General features: G+C 65.3%; 17 protein-coding genes. 2 read left to right on the top strand and 15 right to left on the bottom strand.

Translation table 11 applies throughout. From position 1 onward, the window contains the following. The 15 genes from tolB to K0M74_RS12845 all read right to left on the bottom strand — a co-directional run. Window positions 1–1,074 (bottom strand): Tol-Pal system protein TolB (tolB, locus tag K0M74_RS12915; protein WP_293972983.1); only part of this gene is annotated, 1,074 nt, incomplete at its 3' end. Window positions 1,075–1,078: 4 nt separating this feature from the next. Continuing rightward, entirely contained in the window at window positions 1,079–1,882 is an 804-nt protein-coding gene (locus K0M74_RS12910; protein WP_293972980.1) for a hypothetical protein, read from the bottom strand. A gap of 27 nt (window positions 1,883–1,909) precedes the next feature. After that, complete coding sequence (tolR, locus tag K0M74_RS12905) at window positions 1,910–2,428, bottom strand: protein TolR (protein ID WP_293972977.1); 519 nt, start codon at window positions 2,426–2,428, stop codon at window positions 1,910–1,912. Further along, window positions 2,428–3,126, bottom strand: a complete 699-nt coding sequence (gene tolQ / locus K0M74_RS12900; protein ID WP_293972975.1) for a protein TolQ — start codon at window positions 3,124–3,126, stop codon at window positions 2,428–2,430. The genes tolR and tolQ overlap by 1 nt, the downstream gene beginning before the upstream one ends. Then, window positions 3,120–3,599, bottom strand: coding sequence for a YbgC/FadM family acyl-CoA thioesterase (locus K0M74_RS12895; RefSeq protein ID WP_293972972.1), 480 nt, complete (start codon window positions 3,597–3,599; stop codon window positions 3,120–3,122). Before K0M74_RS12895 ends, tolQ begins: the two co-directional genes overlap by 7 nt. 225 nt (window positions 3,600–3,824) lie before the next feature. Next, window positions 3,825–4,847, bottom strand: a complete 1,023-nt coding sequence (gene ruvB, locus K0M74_RS12890) for a Holliday junction branch migration DNA helicase RuvB (RefSeq protein WP_293972969.1) — start codon at window positions 4,845–4,847, stop codon at window positions 3,825–3,827. 1 nt (window position 4,848) lies between these two features. After that, the gene (locus K0M74_RS12885; protein WP_293972966.1) at window positions 4,849–5,583 is read right to left on the bottom strand and encodes a haloacid dehalogenase type II; all 735 of its coding nucleotides are present in this window, start codon (window positions 5,581–5,583) and stop codon (window positions 4,849–4,851) included. After that, entirely contained in the window at window positions 5,576–5,986 is a 411-nt protein-coding gene (locus K0M74_RS12880; RefSeq protein WP_293972963.1) for a GFA family protein, read from the bottom strand. The genes K0M74_RS12885 and K0M74_RS12880 overlap by 8 nt, the downstream gene beginning before the upstream one ends. Next, window positions 5,983–6,585 carry a Holliday junction branch migration protein RuvA gene (gene ruvA / locus K0M74_RS12875; protein WP_293972960.1) on the bottom strand — a complete coding sequence of 201 codons (603 nt, stop codon included), beginning with the start codon at window positions 6,583–6,585 and terminating at the stop codon, window positions 5,983–5,985. Before ruvA ends, K0M74_RS12880 begins: the two co-directional genes overlap by 4 nt. 304 nt (window positions 6,586–6,889) lie before the next feature. After that, a complete protein-coding gene (gene ruvC / locus K0M74_RS12870; protein ID WP_293972957.1) occupies window positions 6,890–7,363 on the bottom strand; it encodes a crossover junction endodeoxyribonuclease RuvC in 474 nt (157 codons plus the stop codon). A gap of 178 nt (window positions 7,364–7,541) precedes the next feature. Then, window positions 7,542–8,288: a YebC/PmpR family DNA-binding transcriptional regulator gene (locus tag K0M74_RS12865; protein WP_088441532.1), complete on the bottom strand. Its 747-nt coding sequence runs from the start codon at window positions 8,286–8,288 to the stop codon at window positions 7,542–7,544. A gap of 69 nt (window positions 8,289–8,357) precedes the next feature. Then, window positions 8,358–8,675: a YbjQ family protein gene (locus K0M74_RS12860; protein WP_293972951.1), complete on the bottom strand. Its 318-nt coding sequence runs from the start codon at window positions 8,673–8,675 to the stop codon at window positions 8,358–8,360. Between the two features lie 32 nt (window positions 8,676–8,707). Continuing rightward, window positions 8,708–8,950, bottom strand: coding sequence for a DUF2312 domain-containing protein (locus K0M74_RS12855; protein ID WP_088441254.1), 243 nt, complete (start codon window positions 8,948–8,950; stop codon window positions 8,708–8,710). Between the two features lie 101 nt (window positions 8,951–9,051). Then, complete coding sequence (locus K0M74_RS12850; RefSeq protein ID WP_293972948.1) at window positions 9,052–10,374, bottom strand: amidohydrolase family protein; 1,323 nt, start codon at window positions 10,372–10,374, stop codon at window positions 9,052–9,054. 76 nt (window positions 10,375–10,450) lie between these two features. Next, entirely contained in the window at window positions 10,451–10,777 is a 327-nt protein-coding gene (locus K0M74_RS12845) for a DUF1244 domain-containing protein (protein WP_293972945.1), read from the bottom strand. Window positions 10,778–10,883: 106 nt separating this feature from the next. Between K0M74_RS12845 and pyk the strand changes: the two genes are divergently transcribed. Next, a complete protein-coding gene (gene pyk / locus K0M74_RS12840; RefSeq protein WP_293972942.1) occupies window positions 10,884–12,338 on the top strand; it encodes a pyruvate kinase in 1,455 nt (484 codons plus the stop codon). A gap of 344 nt (window positions 12,339–12,682) precedes the next feature. Further along, window positions 12,683–13,456, top strand: a complete 774-nt coding sequence (locus K0M74_RS12835; protein WP_293972939.1) for an arginyltransferase — start codon at window positions 12,683–12,685, stop codon at window positions 13,454–13,456. Window positions 13,457–13,498 lie beyond the last annotated feature (42 nt).

The following is a 13,498-nucleotide window of genomic DNA, read 5'->3' as shown; positions in this document are numbered from 1 at the left end:
CGCGGCGCGGCCGCCGCCAAAGCTGATCCGTTGCTGGTTCGACCCGTCGATGTTCATCGTATAGATTTGCTGGCTGCCCGAGCGGTCGCTTTCGAACACGATCTTGCGCCCGTCGGGCGAGAAGCTGCCGCCGACGTCGATGCCCGGGGTGCTGGTCAGCCGAACCGGAGTGCCGCCGCTGGACGAGATGCGGTAGATGTCGGTGTTGCCGCCGACCGCCATCGAATAGAGGATCTGGGTGCCGTCGGGCGACCAGCGCGGCGCAAAGGTGGCGTTGCCGCTCTCAGTGACGAGCTTCTGCGACCCTGTAGCAACGTCGTAGATGAACACGCGAACGCGATTGTTCAGATAGCTGACGTACACGATCTTTTTATAGTCGGGCGAGAATCGCGGTGAAATCGCCAGCGCCTGACCATTGGTGATAAAGCGGTGGTTGCCGCCGTCGCTGTCCATGATCGCGAGGCGCTTGATGCGGTTCCCTTTGGGCCCGCTCTCGGCGATATAGGCGACGCGGCTGTCAAAGAAGGGCGCCTCGCCTGACAGGCGCGAATAGATGGCATCGGCGCATTTGTGCGCGGCGCGGCGCCAGTCCGACGGCTGGATCTCGAACCCCTTGCGGACCAGTTCGCTGCCCAGCGCGGTGTCATAGAGGTAACAGCCGACGACCAGCCCACCCGTACCGCTGGCATCGACGAAGCCATGCACGACATTTTCGGCATTGCGCGCTTGCCAGTCGGCAAAACGCGGCGCCTGCACCTCGGCGCGGGTGATCGCGCGGACGCCGCCGGGGCCGACGGGTTCGTACAGACCGCTGCGTTCCAGGTCGGCGGCAATGACTTCGGCGATCTGACGGCCAAGGCTGTCGGTGCGCAGGCCCGCGACGGTCTGCACCGATGAGGTTGCGAGCGAGGGGATGGCGATAACGGTGCGCTCGTTCGACAGCGTGCCTTCGATCGTCTCACGCGGCTCGGTCAGCGCGACCGCAGGCGGCGTCGGTGCGGTCGTCGTTTGCGCGGCAACCGGTGTGGCAGTGAGCAGCAGGGCGAGCGAGAGGCTGATCGGACGGAGGAACATTGGCTTACCTCTTGATGAAATCGAGCGTATAATTCTGCCAGAAGCTGTAATTGTCCTCGGGCAGATCGAAGGGCGCGGCGAGTTCGACGGCGCGTTTGGCGCATTCCTGATGGCGTTGGACCAGATTCTTGTTGCTGTCATTCTGTCCAGTTGTGGTGACGCTGGTGAATCCGCCCAAGGCTCCCGAAGTTGTAAGGCGAAACTTGACTTCGGTCTCCAGTTTATCGGCATCAAAGCCGCTAACCTGGCATCTGTCCCAGCGCGGCCGGACCGCCGATTTGATACTGACGTCGATCGAGCGTTTGACCTCGGCCGCGGTCGCGGCGGCGGGGGCGCCCTTGCTCGCGGGAGTCTTGGGCTGCGACTTCGAAAGCCCCTCGGCGATGCCGTCGAGGCGCCCGGTCGGGCGCGCTGGGCGGTTTTTGGCCGGCGGCGCCTTGGGCGCGGCCTTGGGCTGCGCCTTGGCCGCTGCGGGCGGGGTCTGTTTGGGCTGCGCCTTCGGCCGCGCCACCTGCTTCGGGGTCGGGGCAGGCGTCGGGCGGACGATCGGTTCGGGCAGCGGTGGTGCGGGCGTCGGTTCGGGCGCGGCGATGTCGGTCAGATCCTCTTCGCCCAGCCGCGCCGCGGGCGGGTTTTCGCTGATCACCGGCGCGGTCGATTGCACCGCGGTTTCGGCGATCAGGTCGACCTCCATTGGCGGGTTGTCGAAACGCCGTTCGCCCGCAGTCCACTGCACGGAAAGCAGGGCGATGATCACGACATGCGCCGCCACGGCGATGGCGATGCCGCGTCCCTCGTTCCCCCTCATTGCCCGTGTTGCGGCCATGATGCGACCCTATTGCCCCGTTTCTGAACCGTCGGTGACCGCGGCTGCGGCGGTGGGCGCGCTTTCGGCGGCGCCCTCGGCGCCCGTCGTTACCAGCGAAATGCGGGTCAGGCCGGCGCGGTTGAGCTCGCCCATAACGCGCATCACGCGGCCATAATCGAGCCCCTTGTCGGCGCGCAGCATAATCTGGCGCGGCTTGTCCTCGCCCTGCCGTTCGCGCGCGATCGCGTCGAGCCGCGCCGGAAGCTCGGCCTCGGGCACCACCTCTTCGCCGATATACAGCGTGTCGTCGGCGTTGATCGACAGCTGCACCGGCTCCTGTTCCTCGGTCTCGACCGGCTTGGCGCGGCTTTCGGGCAGGTCGATCGGCACGGCGGAGGCGAGCAGCGGCGCGGTGATCATGAATATGATCAGCAGCACCAGCATGACGTCAACGAGCGGGGTAACATTGATGTCGGCGATCGGGGCGCGGCGGTGGCCGCGACCGCGCCGCCCGCCAATGCCGCCCGAGGGACCGGTCATCGCCATCAGGCGTCCACCTCAAGCTCGCGGCTGAAGGTCGCGTGCAGTCCGTCGGCGAAGCGGCCGAGGCGCGATTCAAGCCGGTTCAGCCGCTGCGAGAAAGCGTTGTAGGCGATGACCGCGGGAATCGCGGCAAACAGGCCGATCGCGGTCGCAAACAGCGCCTCGGCAATGCCGGGCGCGACGACCGCAAGGCTGCTGTTATTCTCGGCCGCAATCGCGGTGAAGCTGCGCATGATGCCCCACACGGTGCCGAACAGCCCGACGAAGGGCGCGACCGATCCGATCGTCGCCAGCGTGCCGATCTTTTCGGCGAGCCGGTCGACTTCGCCCGCGACCGCGCTGTTCATCGCGATGCCGAGACGCTCGCGCGTACCATCACGATCGACATTTTTGGTCTTGGTTGAGCGGCGCCATTCGCTGATCCCAGCGCCCAGCACCTTCGCACTTGGCAGTTCCTCGCTGCCATTCTTGTCGAAAAATTTGTCGATGTTGTCGGCGCGCCAGAAATCGCGTTCGAAATTTTCGGACGCGCGCATCAATTTGCTGACGCTGCGGCCGTGGGTGAGGATCACCGCCCAGACATAGACTGACGCCAGCAGCAGCCCGATCATCACCGCTTTCACGATGATGTCGGCCTGGAGGAACAGCGCGACCGGGGACAAAGTCGCCGCGTCGGCGGCCAGCGAGATATTGTCTAGCAAGGGATTTTCTCTCCATTCATGATGGCAGTAAAGCGGTCGGCCCAGCCCCCGGGCTGGCGGCGCGGCCGACCCTCGGGCGACAGGAAGGCGGCAGTGACGTGCCCGTCGGTCAATGTCTCGCCGCTTAACGTGTCAGTTCCGCGAAGGATGCGCTGCGCGATGATCACGCTGGCGCCGCGCACCGCTTCGACCGTGCTGACGACAAGCAGGTCGTCGTCGAGCCGCGCGGGGCGACGATATTTGATCGTCAGGTCGGTGACCGCCCAGCTGCCGTCGCCCGCGTCCATCGCGGCGCGCTGGTCAATGCCGGCGATCCGCAGCATGTCCGATCGCGCGCGCTCCATATAGCGCAGGTAATTGGCGTGATAGACGATACCCGACAGGTCAGTGTCCTCGAAATAGACGCGCGCCCGATAGTGATGCTCCGCTCCGACGAAAGCGCCGGGGATGAAGGGGGGCGGGGCGTTTACCATGAGGTTGATCGATAGCGGGCCTTCGACTCGTCGCAAACCCCTAACCAACGGTTTGTCGCAGATGGGGGCCGTTTTGTGCGAGTTGAGCGCGGGAATGCGCTACATTCCCGAGTGTTTCATGCCCCTGCGAAGACAGGGGGCCATCACCCGATGGCGCGCCCTGACGCGAACGGCTGGGTTAATCCGGATAGCAGGTGATTGGTCCCTGCCTTTGCAGGTACGCGGCTATTTTCCGTTGTCGAACAAACCGTCCTGCGACCCCGCAGGCGGATTGAGCCCCAGATGCTTCCACGCGCTGGGGTTGAGCATCCGCCCGCGCGCCGTCCGCGCGATCAGGCCGACCTGGAGCAGATAGGGTTCGATCACATCCTCGATCGTGTCGCGCGGTTCGGACAAGCCCGCCGCCATCGTCTCGACCCCGACCGGGCCGCCGCGGTAAATATCGGCGATCATCGTCAGGTAGCGCCGGTCCATCGCGTCGAGCCCCAGCGCATCGACTTCGAGCCGGTTGAGCGCGGCGTCGGCGGCTTTTGCATCGACAATCTCATTCCCTGCAACGGTTGCGAAATCGCGCACGCGTCGGAGCAGTCGCCCGGCGATGCGTGGCGTGCCGCGCGAGCGCTTGGCGATCTCGAGTGCGCCGTCGGACGCGATTGGCAGCGCGAGCAGCCGCGCGGCGCGGGTAATGACCTGTTCCAGCTCACCATGCGTATAGAAATTGAGCCGCACCGGGATGCCGAAGCGGTCGCGGAGCGGCGTCGTTAGCAACCCTTGCCGCGTCGTCGCGCCGACCAGCGTGAATTTGGGCAGGTCGATGCGCACGCTGCGCGCCGACGGCCCTTCGCCGATCATGATGTCGAGCGCGCGGTCCTCCATCGCGGGGTAGAGGATTTCCTCGACCGCGGGCGACAGCCGGTGGATCTCGTCGATGAACAACACGTCGCCGTCTTCAAGATTGGTGAGCAGCGCGGCAAGGTCACCCGCCTTGGCGATCACCGGGCCGCTGGTTGAACGGAAACCAACGCCCAGCTCACGCGCGACGATCTGCGCGAGCGTCGTCTTGCCAAGGCCGGGCGGGCCATAAAACAGCACATGGTCGAGCGCATCCGAGCGCGACTTGGCGGCCTCGATAAAGATGCGCAGATTCTCGCGCGCCGCCGCCTGCCCGACGAACTCCGCCAACGTCTTGGGCCGCAGCGCCGCGTCGGCGTCCTCGGGGGTGCGGATCGGGGTGGTGAGGTCGGTCAAATCAGCATCCCATTTGCGCCGCCAATGCGGTCAGGCTGTCCGCACTAAAGTCCCAATCCTGCGCCGCGTCGGCATCGGGCGCGCGGGCACCGCCATATTCCATGGGCCGGTCGATATAGGCGGAGATCAGCCCGCAACCGCGCGCGGCGGCCAGATCGCTGTGATGCGAAGCGACAAGGCAAAGCTCCCGCGGCGCCAGCCCCAGCGCATCGGCGGTCGCGCGATAGGCGGCAGGTTGCGGCTTGTACGCGCGGGCATATTCGGCGCCGAGGATCGCGTCCCAAATGATCCCGGCGCGGCGCGCCATATCGATCATCAGCGACACATTGCCGTTCGACAGCGTGACGACGGGAAAGGCGGTGCGCAGCCGCGCGATGCCCGCGACGCTATCGGGCCAGGGGTCGAGCCGGTGCCAGGCGTTGGCCCAGTCGGCGAGCAAGGCCGGATCGAGCGCCGCGGGGTCGATGTCCAAATCGTGCAGCAACGCGTCCAGCATCTCGCGGTGCAGGATGTCGAGCTTGACGAAGCCGCGCTGGCCGCCGCTGACGCCTGCCATGGCGGGCAAATAGCGGCGGCGCCACTGGTCGGCGAAATCATGTGGTTCGATGTCGCTGCGGTCGATCTTTGCGAGAAAGGTCGCGGATTCGCGGGCGATGCTGGTGCGCCAGTCAACGACGGTGCCAAAGACGTCGAAGGCAAGGGCTTTGGGGCGGCGGGTGGCAGCGGGCTCAGTCATGATGGTCTATTGCATCGCCAGTGATCGAAACCCAAGGCTCCTTGCGGTCCTCGTACACCGAATAGTCGGGGACGAAGCCGTGGTCCGGCGCGAAATTGCCGAGCGGAATGGCATAGGCGTCATAATAGGGCCGCGCGCGGTACCAGACGCCCGAACCGCAAGTGCCGCAAAAGAAGAAGTCGGCGGTGTTGCCGCTGCCGCCGGTATATTGCCACACCCGCGCATTCGCTTCGCCCTCGATGCGGACCTGCTCGGCGGGGAAACGGACCTGTGCGGCAAATGCACTGCCGCTCCGCGCCTTACACTCGCGGCAATGGCAGACCGACACGCGGATCGGCTCGCCGGTGCAGACGATACGGATCTGGCCGCAGCGGCAGCAGGCGTTGCGGACGCGGTCGGTCACTTCGCAGCTTTCTTGAGCGCCACGCGGACCAGCGCATCGAGCCCGACATCTACACCCAATTCCTCGCTCGCCGCCGCAACGGCGGCGCTCGCTTCGCCGGGTTTGAATCCAAGGCCGGTGAGCGCGGTGACCGCGTCGGCGAGGGGGCCGGGAGTGGCGGATATGTAGGACGCGCCGCTGCCCGCTATGCCGCCAAGCGCGCCGGCCTTGTCCTTCAGCTCGTGCGTGATCCGCTGTGCCAGTTTCGGGCCGACGCCGTTGGCGCGCGCGATCATCGCGCTGTCGCCGCTCGCGAGCGCGCGCTGCAGGTCGGTGATTTCGAGCGCTGAGAGGATCGCGAGGGCGACCTTCGCACCGACGCCCTGGACGCTGGTGAGCAGGCGGAACCAGTCGCGTTCCTCGGCCTTGGCGAAGCCGAGCAGGCGGAGGAAATCCTCGCCGACCAGCATTTCGGTGTGGATGGTGACCTCGCCGCCGGTGGGTCCGAGCGCATCGAGGGTGCGCGCCGATGCCTCGACCAGATAACCGACGCCGCCGACGTCGATCACGGCATGGCCTGCGCCGCTGGAGTCCAGCCGTCCGGTGAGTTTTGCGATCATCTTGCCTGCCTAGCGCGGTGAGAATGAAAAGGGAACAGGGAAGGGAAAGGGGCCTCACGCGAAGGCACAAAGGCGCGAAGAAGGAAGCGAAAGAACTTCTCACACAACGACACAAAGAAGGTCTTTTTCTGTCCTGCAGTTATGCTTTGGCGCGAGCTTGGCATTTGCAGGCGGGACGAAGTCCGGCAGCTCATTCAGCTCCGACCGAGTGGAAGACGCGGACCCGCGGTCGAAATCGCCATCTTTGTGTCTTTATGTGAGCCCTCTTCTTCTCCGCGTCTTCGCGCCTTTGCGTGAGATTCCTCTAATAGCGCGGCCGATGGTTCGCGTGGCAGATAGCGACCGCCAGCGCATCGGCTGCATCGGCGCCCACGACCTTGGCACCCGGGAGCAGCACGCGCAGCATCGTCTGCACCTGTTCTTTGGCGGCGGTGCCCGTGCCGACGATCGCTTTCTTCACCAGCCGCGGCGCATATTCGCCGACCGTCAGCCTGGCGCGGGCGCAGCCGAGGAGGACGACTCCGCGCGCGTGGGCGAGTTTCAGCGTCGATTGGGGATTGTCGTTGACGAACACCTCCTCGACCGCGGCGCACTGCGGCGCATGATCGACAATGACTGCGGCAAGCACCGTGTCGAGATGCGCAAGGCGGTCGGGCAGGGGGGCTTTGGCGTCGGTCTTGATCTGGCCGTTGGCGATGTGGCTGATCCGGCTCCCTTCGACGCGGATGATGCCCCAGCCGGTGCAGCTGAGCGAGGGGTCGAGTCCGAGGATGATCATCGTCCCTCCCCGGAACGGGGAGGGGGAGCGAGCGATAAGGAACGCGCGGGGCGCGTTGCTTCTCGCGAGGCCGAAGGGTGGTGGAGAGGGCTCGCGGCCTCAAGCGAGGTTGCAGGTCGCACCCCCCCTCCGTCAGCGCTTTGCGCTGCCACCTCCCCACAAGTGGGGAGGATTGGGTTCAACCCAATTTCTCCATCACCGCGTCGGGGATCTCGTAATTGCCCCATACGGTCTGGACATCATCGTCGTCGTCGAGCGTATCGATGAGCTTGAACAGCGTCTGCGCGGTCGCTTCGTCGGTGATTTCGCTTTTCAGCGTCGGGCGCCATGCCAGCTTCACGCCTTCGGCCTCGCCCAGCTTGGCTTCGAGTGCCTTGGCAACTTCGTGCAGGCCGTCAATTTCGGTCCAGATGTCGTGACCGTCCTCGGACGATTCGACGTCGCTGGCGCCCGCGTCGAGCGCGGCTTCGAACACCGTGTCGGCGTCGCCTGCCTTGGCGGGATAGCTGATCAGCCCCAAGCGATCGAAGCCGTGCGCGACGCTGCCCGAGGTGCCGAGGTTGCCGCCGTTCTTGGCAAAGGCGGTGCGCACGTTGGTGGCGGTGCGATTGCGGTTGTCGGTCAGCGCTTCGACAATCAGCGACACGCCGCCGGGGCCATAGCCCTCGTAACGGATTTCTTCGTAATTATCGCCGTCGCCGCCGGACGCCTTGTCGATCGCGCGCTGGATATTGTCCTTGGGCATCGACTGCGCCTTGGCGGCGTTGACCGCGGCGCGCAGGCGCGCGTTCGCGTCGGGATCGGGCAGGCCCATTTTCGCCGCCACGGTGACTTCGCGCGCGAGCTTGGAAAACAATGTGCTGCGCTTTTTGTCCTGCGCACCCTTGCGGTGCATGATGTTCTTGAATTTACTATGGCCGGCCAAGCCACCCTCCATCGGTCAATGTATAAGCTGGCGCCGCCCTACCGCGGGCGCCGCCTAGAGACAACCGCGTCAGATGACGACGGCGGTTCCCGACGCGCTGACCATCAGCATCGATCCATTCTGGCCGAGCACTTCATAGTCGAGGTCGACGCCGATCACGGCGTTGCCGCCAAGGCGCGCCGCTTCGGCTTCCATCTCGCCGATCGCTTCCTTGCGGGCGCGGGCGAGGACATCCTCATATTTGCCCGAGCGACCGCCGACGATGTCGGTGATCGACGCGAAGAGGTCGCGGAACAGGTTCGCGCCGACGATCACCTCGCCGGTGACGATGCCCAGATATTCGCGGGCCGGATGGCCTTCGACGCTATTGGTGGTGGTGCTGAACATCGTCACTCTCCTGTGCTGATCGTTGCGGGGGCTCAGTCGATGCCGAGCGCCGATTTATAGACGTCGAGAATCGCTTCCATTTCCTTGCGGTCGTTGACCGGCAATTTGCGCAGGCGAACGATCTGGCGCATGATTTTCGGGTCGTAACCCTGCGATTTTGCTTCGTTATAGGTGTCGCGAATGTCGTCGGCGACGCCCTTTTTCTCTTCTTCCATCCGTTCGATGCGCTCGATGAAAAGGCGCAGTTGTTCGTCGGATACGGTGGCTTCGCTCATTTTATGCTCCGGTGATTGGGATGATGCGGCGCGAGAATCGCGGTTGGCGCGTCCCTAAAGCCCCGGAGGAATTTTGGCCATGTTTTCTTGGTGGCGGCGCGTCACTCGGGCGGAAAGGCCTGGCGCTTGCCGTCCAGTTTGTGGACGACGCCGCGCCGCATAACAAAGTCGACCTTTTCGAGCGCGGTGACGTCGGCGAGGGGGTCGCCGCCAACGGCAATGATGTCGGCTTCGCGCCCCGGCAGGATCGCGCCGATCGGCCGGTCGAGTTCGGCCGCATTGTCGCTGGTCGCAGCCTTGATCGCTTGCTCCGGAGTCATCCCGGCCTTGACCATCAGCGCAAATTCCTTGGCGTTGTCGCCGTGCGGCGCAACGCCGGAGTCGGTGCCGAACAGGATGCGGACATTGCCCTTGATCGCGCGCGCCACGCTTGCGGCGTGCGAGGCCGCTGCTTCCTCGGCCTTGGCCAGCTGCGGACCCGGCGCGTCGCCGCGGCGCGCCTGTGCGAGCGCAGCGATTGGCGCGACCGCGGTCGGCACCAGCGCCGCGTTCGACACCTTGAACAGCTTGACGGTCTCATCGTCGATGAAGCTGCCATGTTCGATCGAATCGACCCCGGCGCGCAGCGCGGCGTCGATCCCCTCCTTGCCATGAGCATGAGCGGTGACCTTGCGGCCGAAGCTGTGCGCGGTGTCGACGACCGACTTCATCTCGGCATCGGACATCTGCTTGCCCAGCCCGCCCGCGACATTGGAGCGCACCCCGCCGGTGGCGGCAAACTTGATGACCTCTGCACCCAGCGAGATCTGCGCGCGGACCGCGCTGGCACAGCCATCCGGCCCGTCGCAGATGTTGGTGCGCTCGGCCGCGACCGCATGCGTCAGGGTGCGGTTGAGGCCGTTGACTCCGCCATGGCCGCCGGTCACCGAAATCATCGTCCCCGCGGGGATGACGGTGGGGCCGACGATCACACCATTGTTGATCGCATCGCGCAGCGTCGTCGTGGTGCGGCCATCGCCGCCCAGGTCGCGCACGGTCGTAAAGCCCGCTTCGAGGGTGCGGCGCGCGTTCCCTTGGGCAATGACGAACACATCCTCGACATCGCGACCCGAGCTTTCGAGGCGGCTGCGCAGCAGATTGTCGTCGCTGGAGATATGGACGTGCATGTCGATCAGGCCAGGGAGTACAAAGGCGTTCTTCAGGTCGACGACCTTTGCGCCGTCTTCGGGCGTGGCAAAGCCGTCGCGTACTTCGGCGATCTTGCCGTTGCGGACGATGATCGTCGATTGCCCGCGCGGCTCGCGGCCCGGCTGGTCGAGCAAACGCCCGGCATGGATATAGGTGGTGGCGGACGGTTGTGCGGCAAGTGGGCCACTGGTCAACATTCCCGCGCCCAGCACGGTTGCGGTCCATAACATGCGCATCGCCCAATTCTCCCCATTTTCCGTGCCCCAGTGGCTGTTGCCAACGTCATGTCCGCAAAGCGCGACCGGAGCAAGATCAGTGATGCGGGTTCTTCGCCATGCTCGCTTCCATCCGCGCGAGCTGTTCGGGCGTCGCGGCGGTGTGATGCAGGGCTTTCCACTCTGCGGTCGGCATGCCGTGGACGATCGTCCGGCCGGCTTCCTTGTCCGTGCCGCCCGCCTCAGCGATCCAGTCGCCCAGGCAGTTGCGGCAGAAACCGGCGAGGCCCATCAGGTCGATGTTTGCAGCGTCGCTGCGATGCTGGAGCAGCCGGACGAGGCGGCGGAAGGCCGCGGCAGCGACCGCATCGTCGAGCGTGTCGAGCCCGTCATTTGGGGCGGCCTGATCGTCGCTACAGGACATGGGGATTTCCTTCTGGTGATGGCATGAATAGCTATACGCAGCTTGCCTTGCCGGGGGCAACGCGCCTACGCAAGCGGCCCCAGCTTTTTATCGGTTCGGAGCATTTGTGGTCCAGAGTTTTACCCCCCGCCAGCGCAAGGTGCGCATCCTGGCGACGCTTGGTCCTGCCAGCGCGAATCCTGAGATGATCGCCGCGCTGCACCGCGCCGGTGCCGACGCCTTTCGCGTTAATATGAGCCATGGTGATCACGCCGGCCATGCCAAGGTGATCGCCGCGATCCGCGCGCTGGAGAAGGAAACCGGGCGTCCGACGACGATCTTGGTCGACTTGCAGGGGCCGAAACTGCGCGTTGGGACATTTGCCGATGGGCCGGTCGAGCTGATCAAGGGCGCGCCGTTCGCGCTTGATGCCGACACGGCACCGGGCGATGCGACGCGGGTTCACCTGCCGCACCCCGAATTATACGCTGCGCTCGAGGCGGGCACCCGGCTGCTGATTGATGACGGCAAGCTGGTGCTGCGCGTGCAGGCGGTGTCGCCGAGGCGGATCGACACGGTGGTCGAGGTTGGCGGCAAGATTTCGGATCGCAAAGGAGTGAATGTCCCCGACGTCGTCGTTCCGCTCGCGGCGCTGACCGAAAAGGACCGCAAGGATCTGACCTTTGCGCTCGAACAGCATGTCGACTGGATCGCGCTGTCGTTCGTGCAGCGGCCCGAGGACGTCGCCGAGGCGCGCACCCTGATCGGCGGCAAGGCTGCGCTGCTGGTCAAATTCGAAAAGCCGTCGGGGGTGCAGCGGATCGAGGAGATCCTTGAGCTCGCCGATGCGGCGATGGTCGCGCGTGGCGACCTGGGGGTCGAATTGCCGCCCGAGGCGGTGCCGCCGCTGCAGAAACGCATCGTCGCCACCGCGCGGCGGATGGGCAAGCCGGTGGTCGTCGCGACCCAGATGCTCGAATCGATGATCGTCTCGCCCTCGCCGACGCGCGCAGAAGTGAGCGATGTCGCCACCGCGATCTACGACGGCGCCGATGCGATCATGCTGTCGGCCGAGACTGCCGCGGGCGCCTGGCCGATTGAGGCAGTGACGATGATGGACAGCATCGCGCGCTCGGTCGAAAGCGACCCCGATTATTTCCGCCGCCTGCACTTTACCGAAACGCTGCCCGACGCGACCACCGCCGACGCGCTGGCCGAAGCAGCGGGCAGCATTATCGCGACGATCGCCGCCGATGCGATCATCTGTTTCACCGCATCGGGATCGACCGCGCGCCGTGTCGCGCGTGAGCGGCCTAACGCACCTTTGCTGGTGCTGACCCCGAAAAAGGAAGCCGCGCGGCGGCTTGGGCTATTGTGGGGCGCGCATGCGGTGCCGACGAAGGACATCGGCAGCTTTGAAGAGATGATCGCCAAGGGCAAGCGCATGGCGCTGCGCCACGGCATCGGCAAGGCGGGCGCCAAGCTGGTGATGATGGCGGGGGTGCCGTTCGGCACCCCGGGTTCGACCAACGTGCTGCACGTCGCGACGCTGACCGGCGACGAGCTGCGCGGGTATAGCTGACTGGAGATTCCTCGCTGTCGCGCAGCGATGGGGAGGAGGACCGCTTGCGAAGCAAGTGGTGGAGGGGCCGCACCGGTTGCGCTATCGCCTCTCCGTCAGCGGCTTCGCCGCTGCCACCTACCCATGGCTTCGCCACAGGGAGGATCATTGAGACCATAGTCGATTCAAAACGGCACAATCCTTACTGCGCGATTCAGATAATTTTTGACCTGAGTCAGAACGGCACGACTAAAAATGGTAAACAGACTTTGCACCATTGACGCCGCGCGGCATAGTTGGTGGGTGGTGAGCGTCGGACCCGCGTTGGGGGGATTCCGCATCGCCGATCTGGAGGTCCAAACCGCGTGTCCGCACCGTTCCGTTTTCCGCGCTTTTTCGTCACCAGCCCGGCGCCTTGCCCCTATCTGGCGGGCAAGACCGAGCGCAAGGTGTTCACCGAACTCAGCGGGAATACTGCGAACGAGCTGAACGACGCGCTGGGCCGCATCGGGTTTCGACGCAGCCAGTCGGTCGCCTATCGCCCGAGTTGCGCCGATTGTTCGGCCTGTGTTTCGGTGCGCGTCTGCGCGAGCGAATTTGTCCCGAGCAGTTCGCAAAAACGCACTATCCGCCGCAACAGCGACCTGGTCGCCACCGCGTGCAAGCCGTGGGCGACCGAAGAACAATATAGCCTGCTGCGCTCCTATCTCGGCGCGCGCCATCCCAATGGTGGTATGGCCGATATGGACGAGCAGGATTTCGCTGACATGGTCGAGCAGACCCCGGTCGATAGCTACATGATCGAATATCGCGAGCCGACCACCGACGGCAGCAAGGGCCGCCTGATTGGCTGCTGCCTGACCGACCGGCAGGGCGACGGGCTGTCGATGATCTACAGCTTCTTCGACGCCGCGCATCCCATGCGCGAAGGTCTCGGCACCTATATCATCTCCGACCATGTCCAGCGCGCCGCGCGCGCCGGGCTGGCCTATGTGTACCTGGGCTACTGGATCGAAGGGTCGGCGCGGATGGCGTATAAGGCGCGCTTCCGCCCGATCGAGCGTCTCGGCCCCGACGGCTGGTCGCGGTTCGAACCCGCCGCGCAGAGCGGACTTGCGGCGATGTTCGAACTCGCCTGACCCGTCGGGCGCGTAACCGCCAGTTTCTTGCCTCCACCGGTT

The sequence above is a fragment of the Sphingopyxis sp. genome (assembly GCF_019459305.1).
In the GTDB taxonomy this organism is placed as follows: domain Bacteria; phylum Pseudomonadota; class Alphaproteobacteria; order Sphingomonadales; family Sphingomonadaceae; genus Sphingopyxis.
Note: the sequence above shows the minus strand (reverse complement) of the source record. Positions and strands in the feature narration are given on the sequence as shown.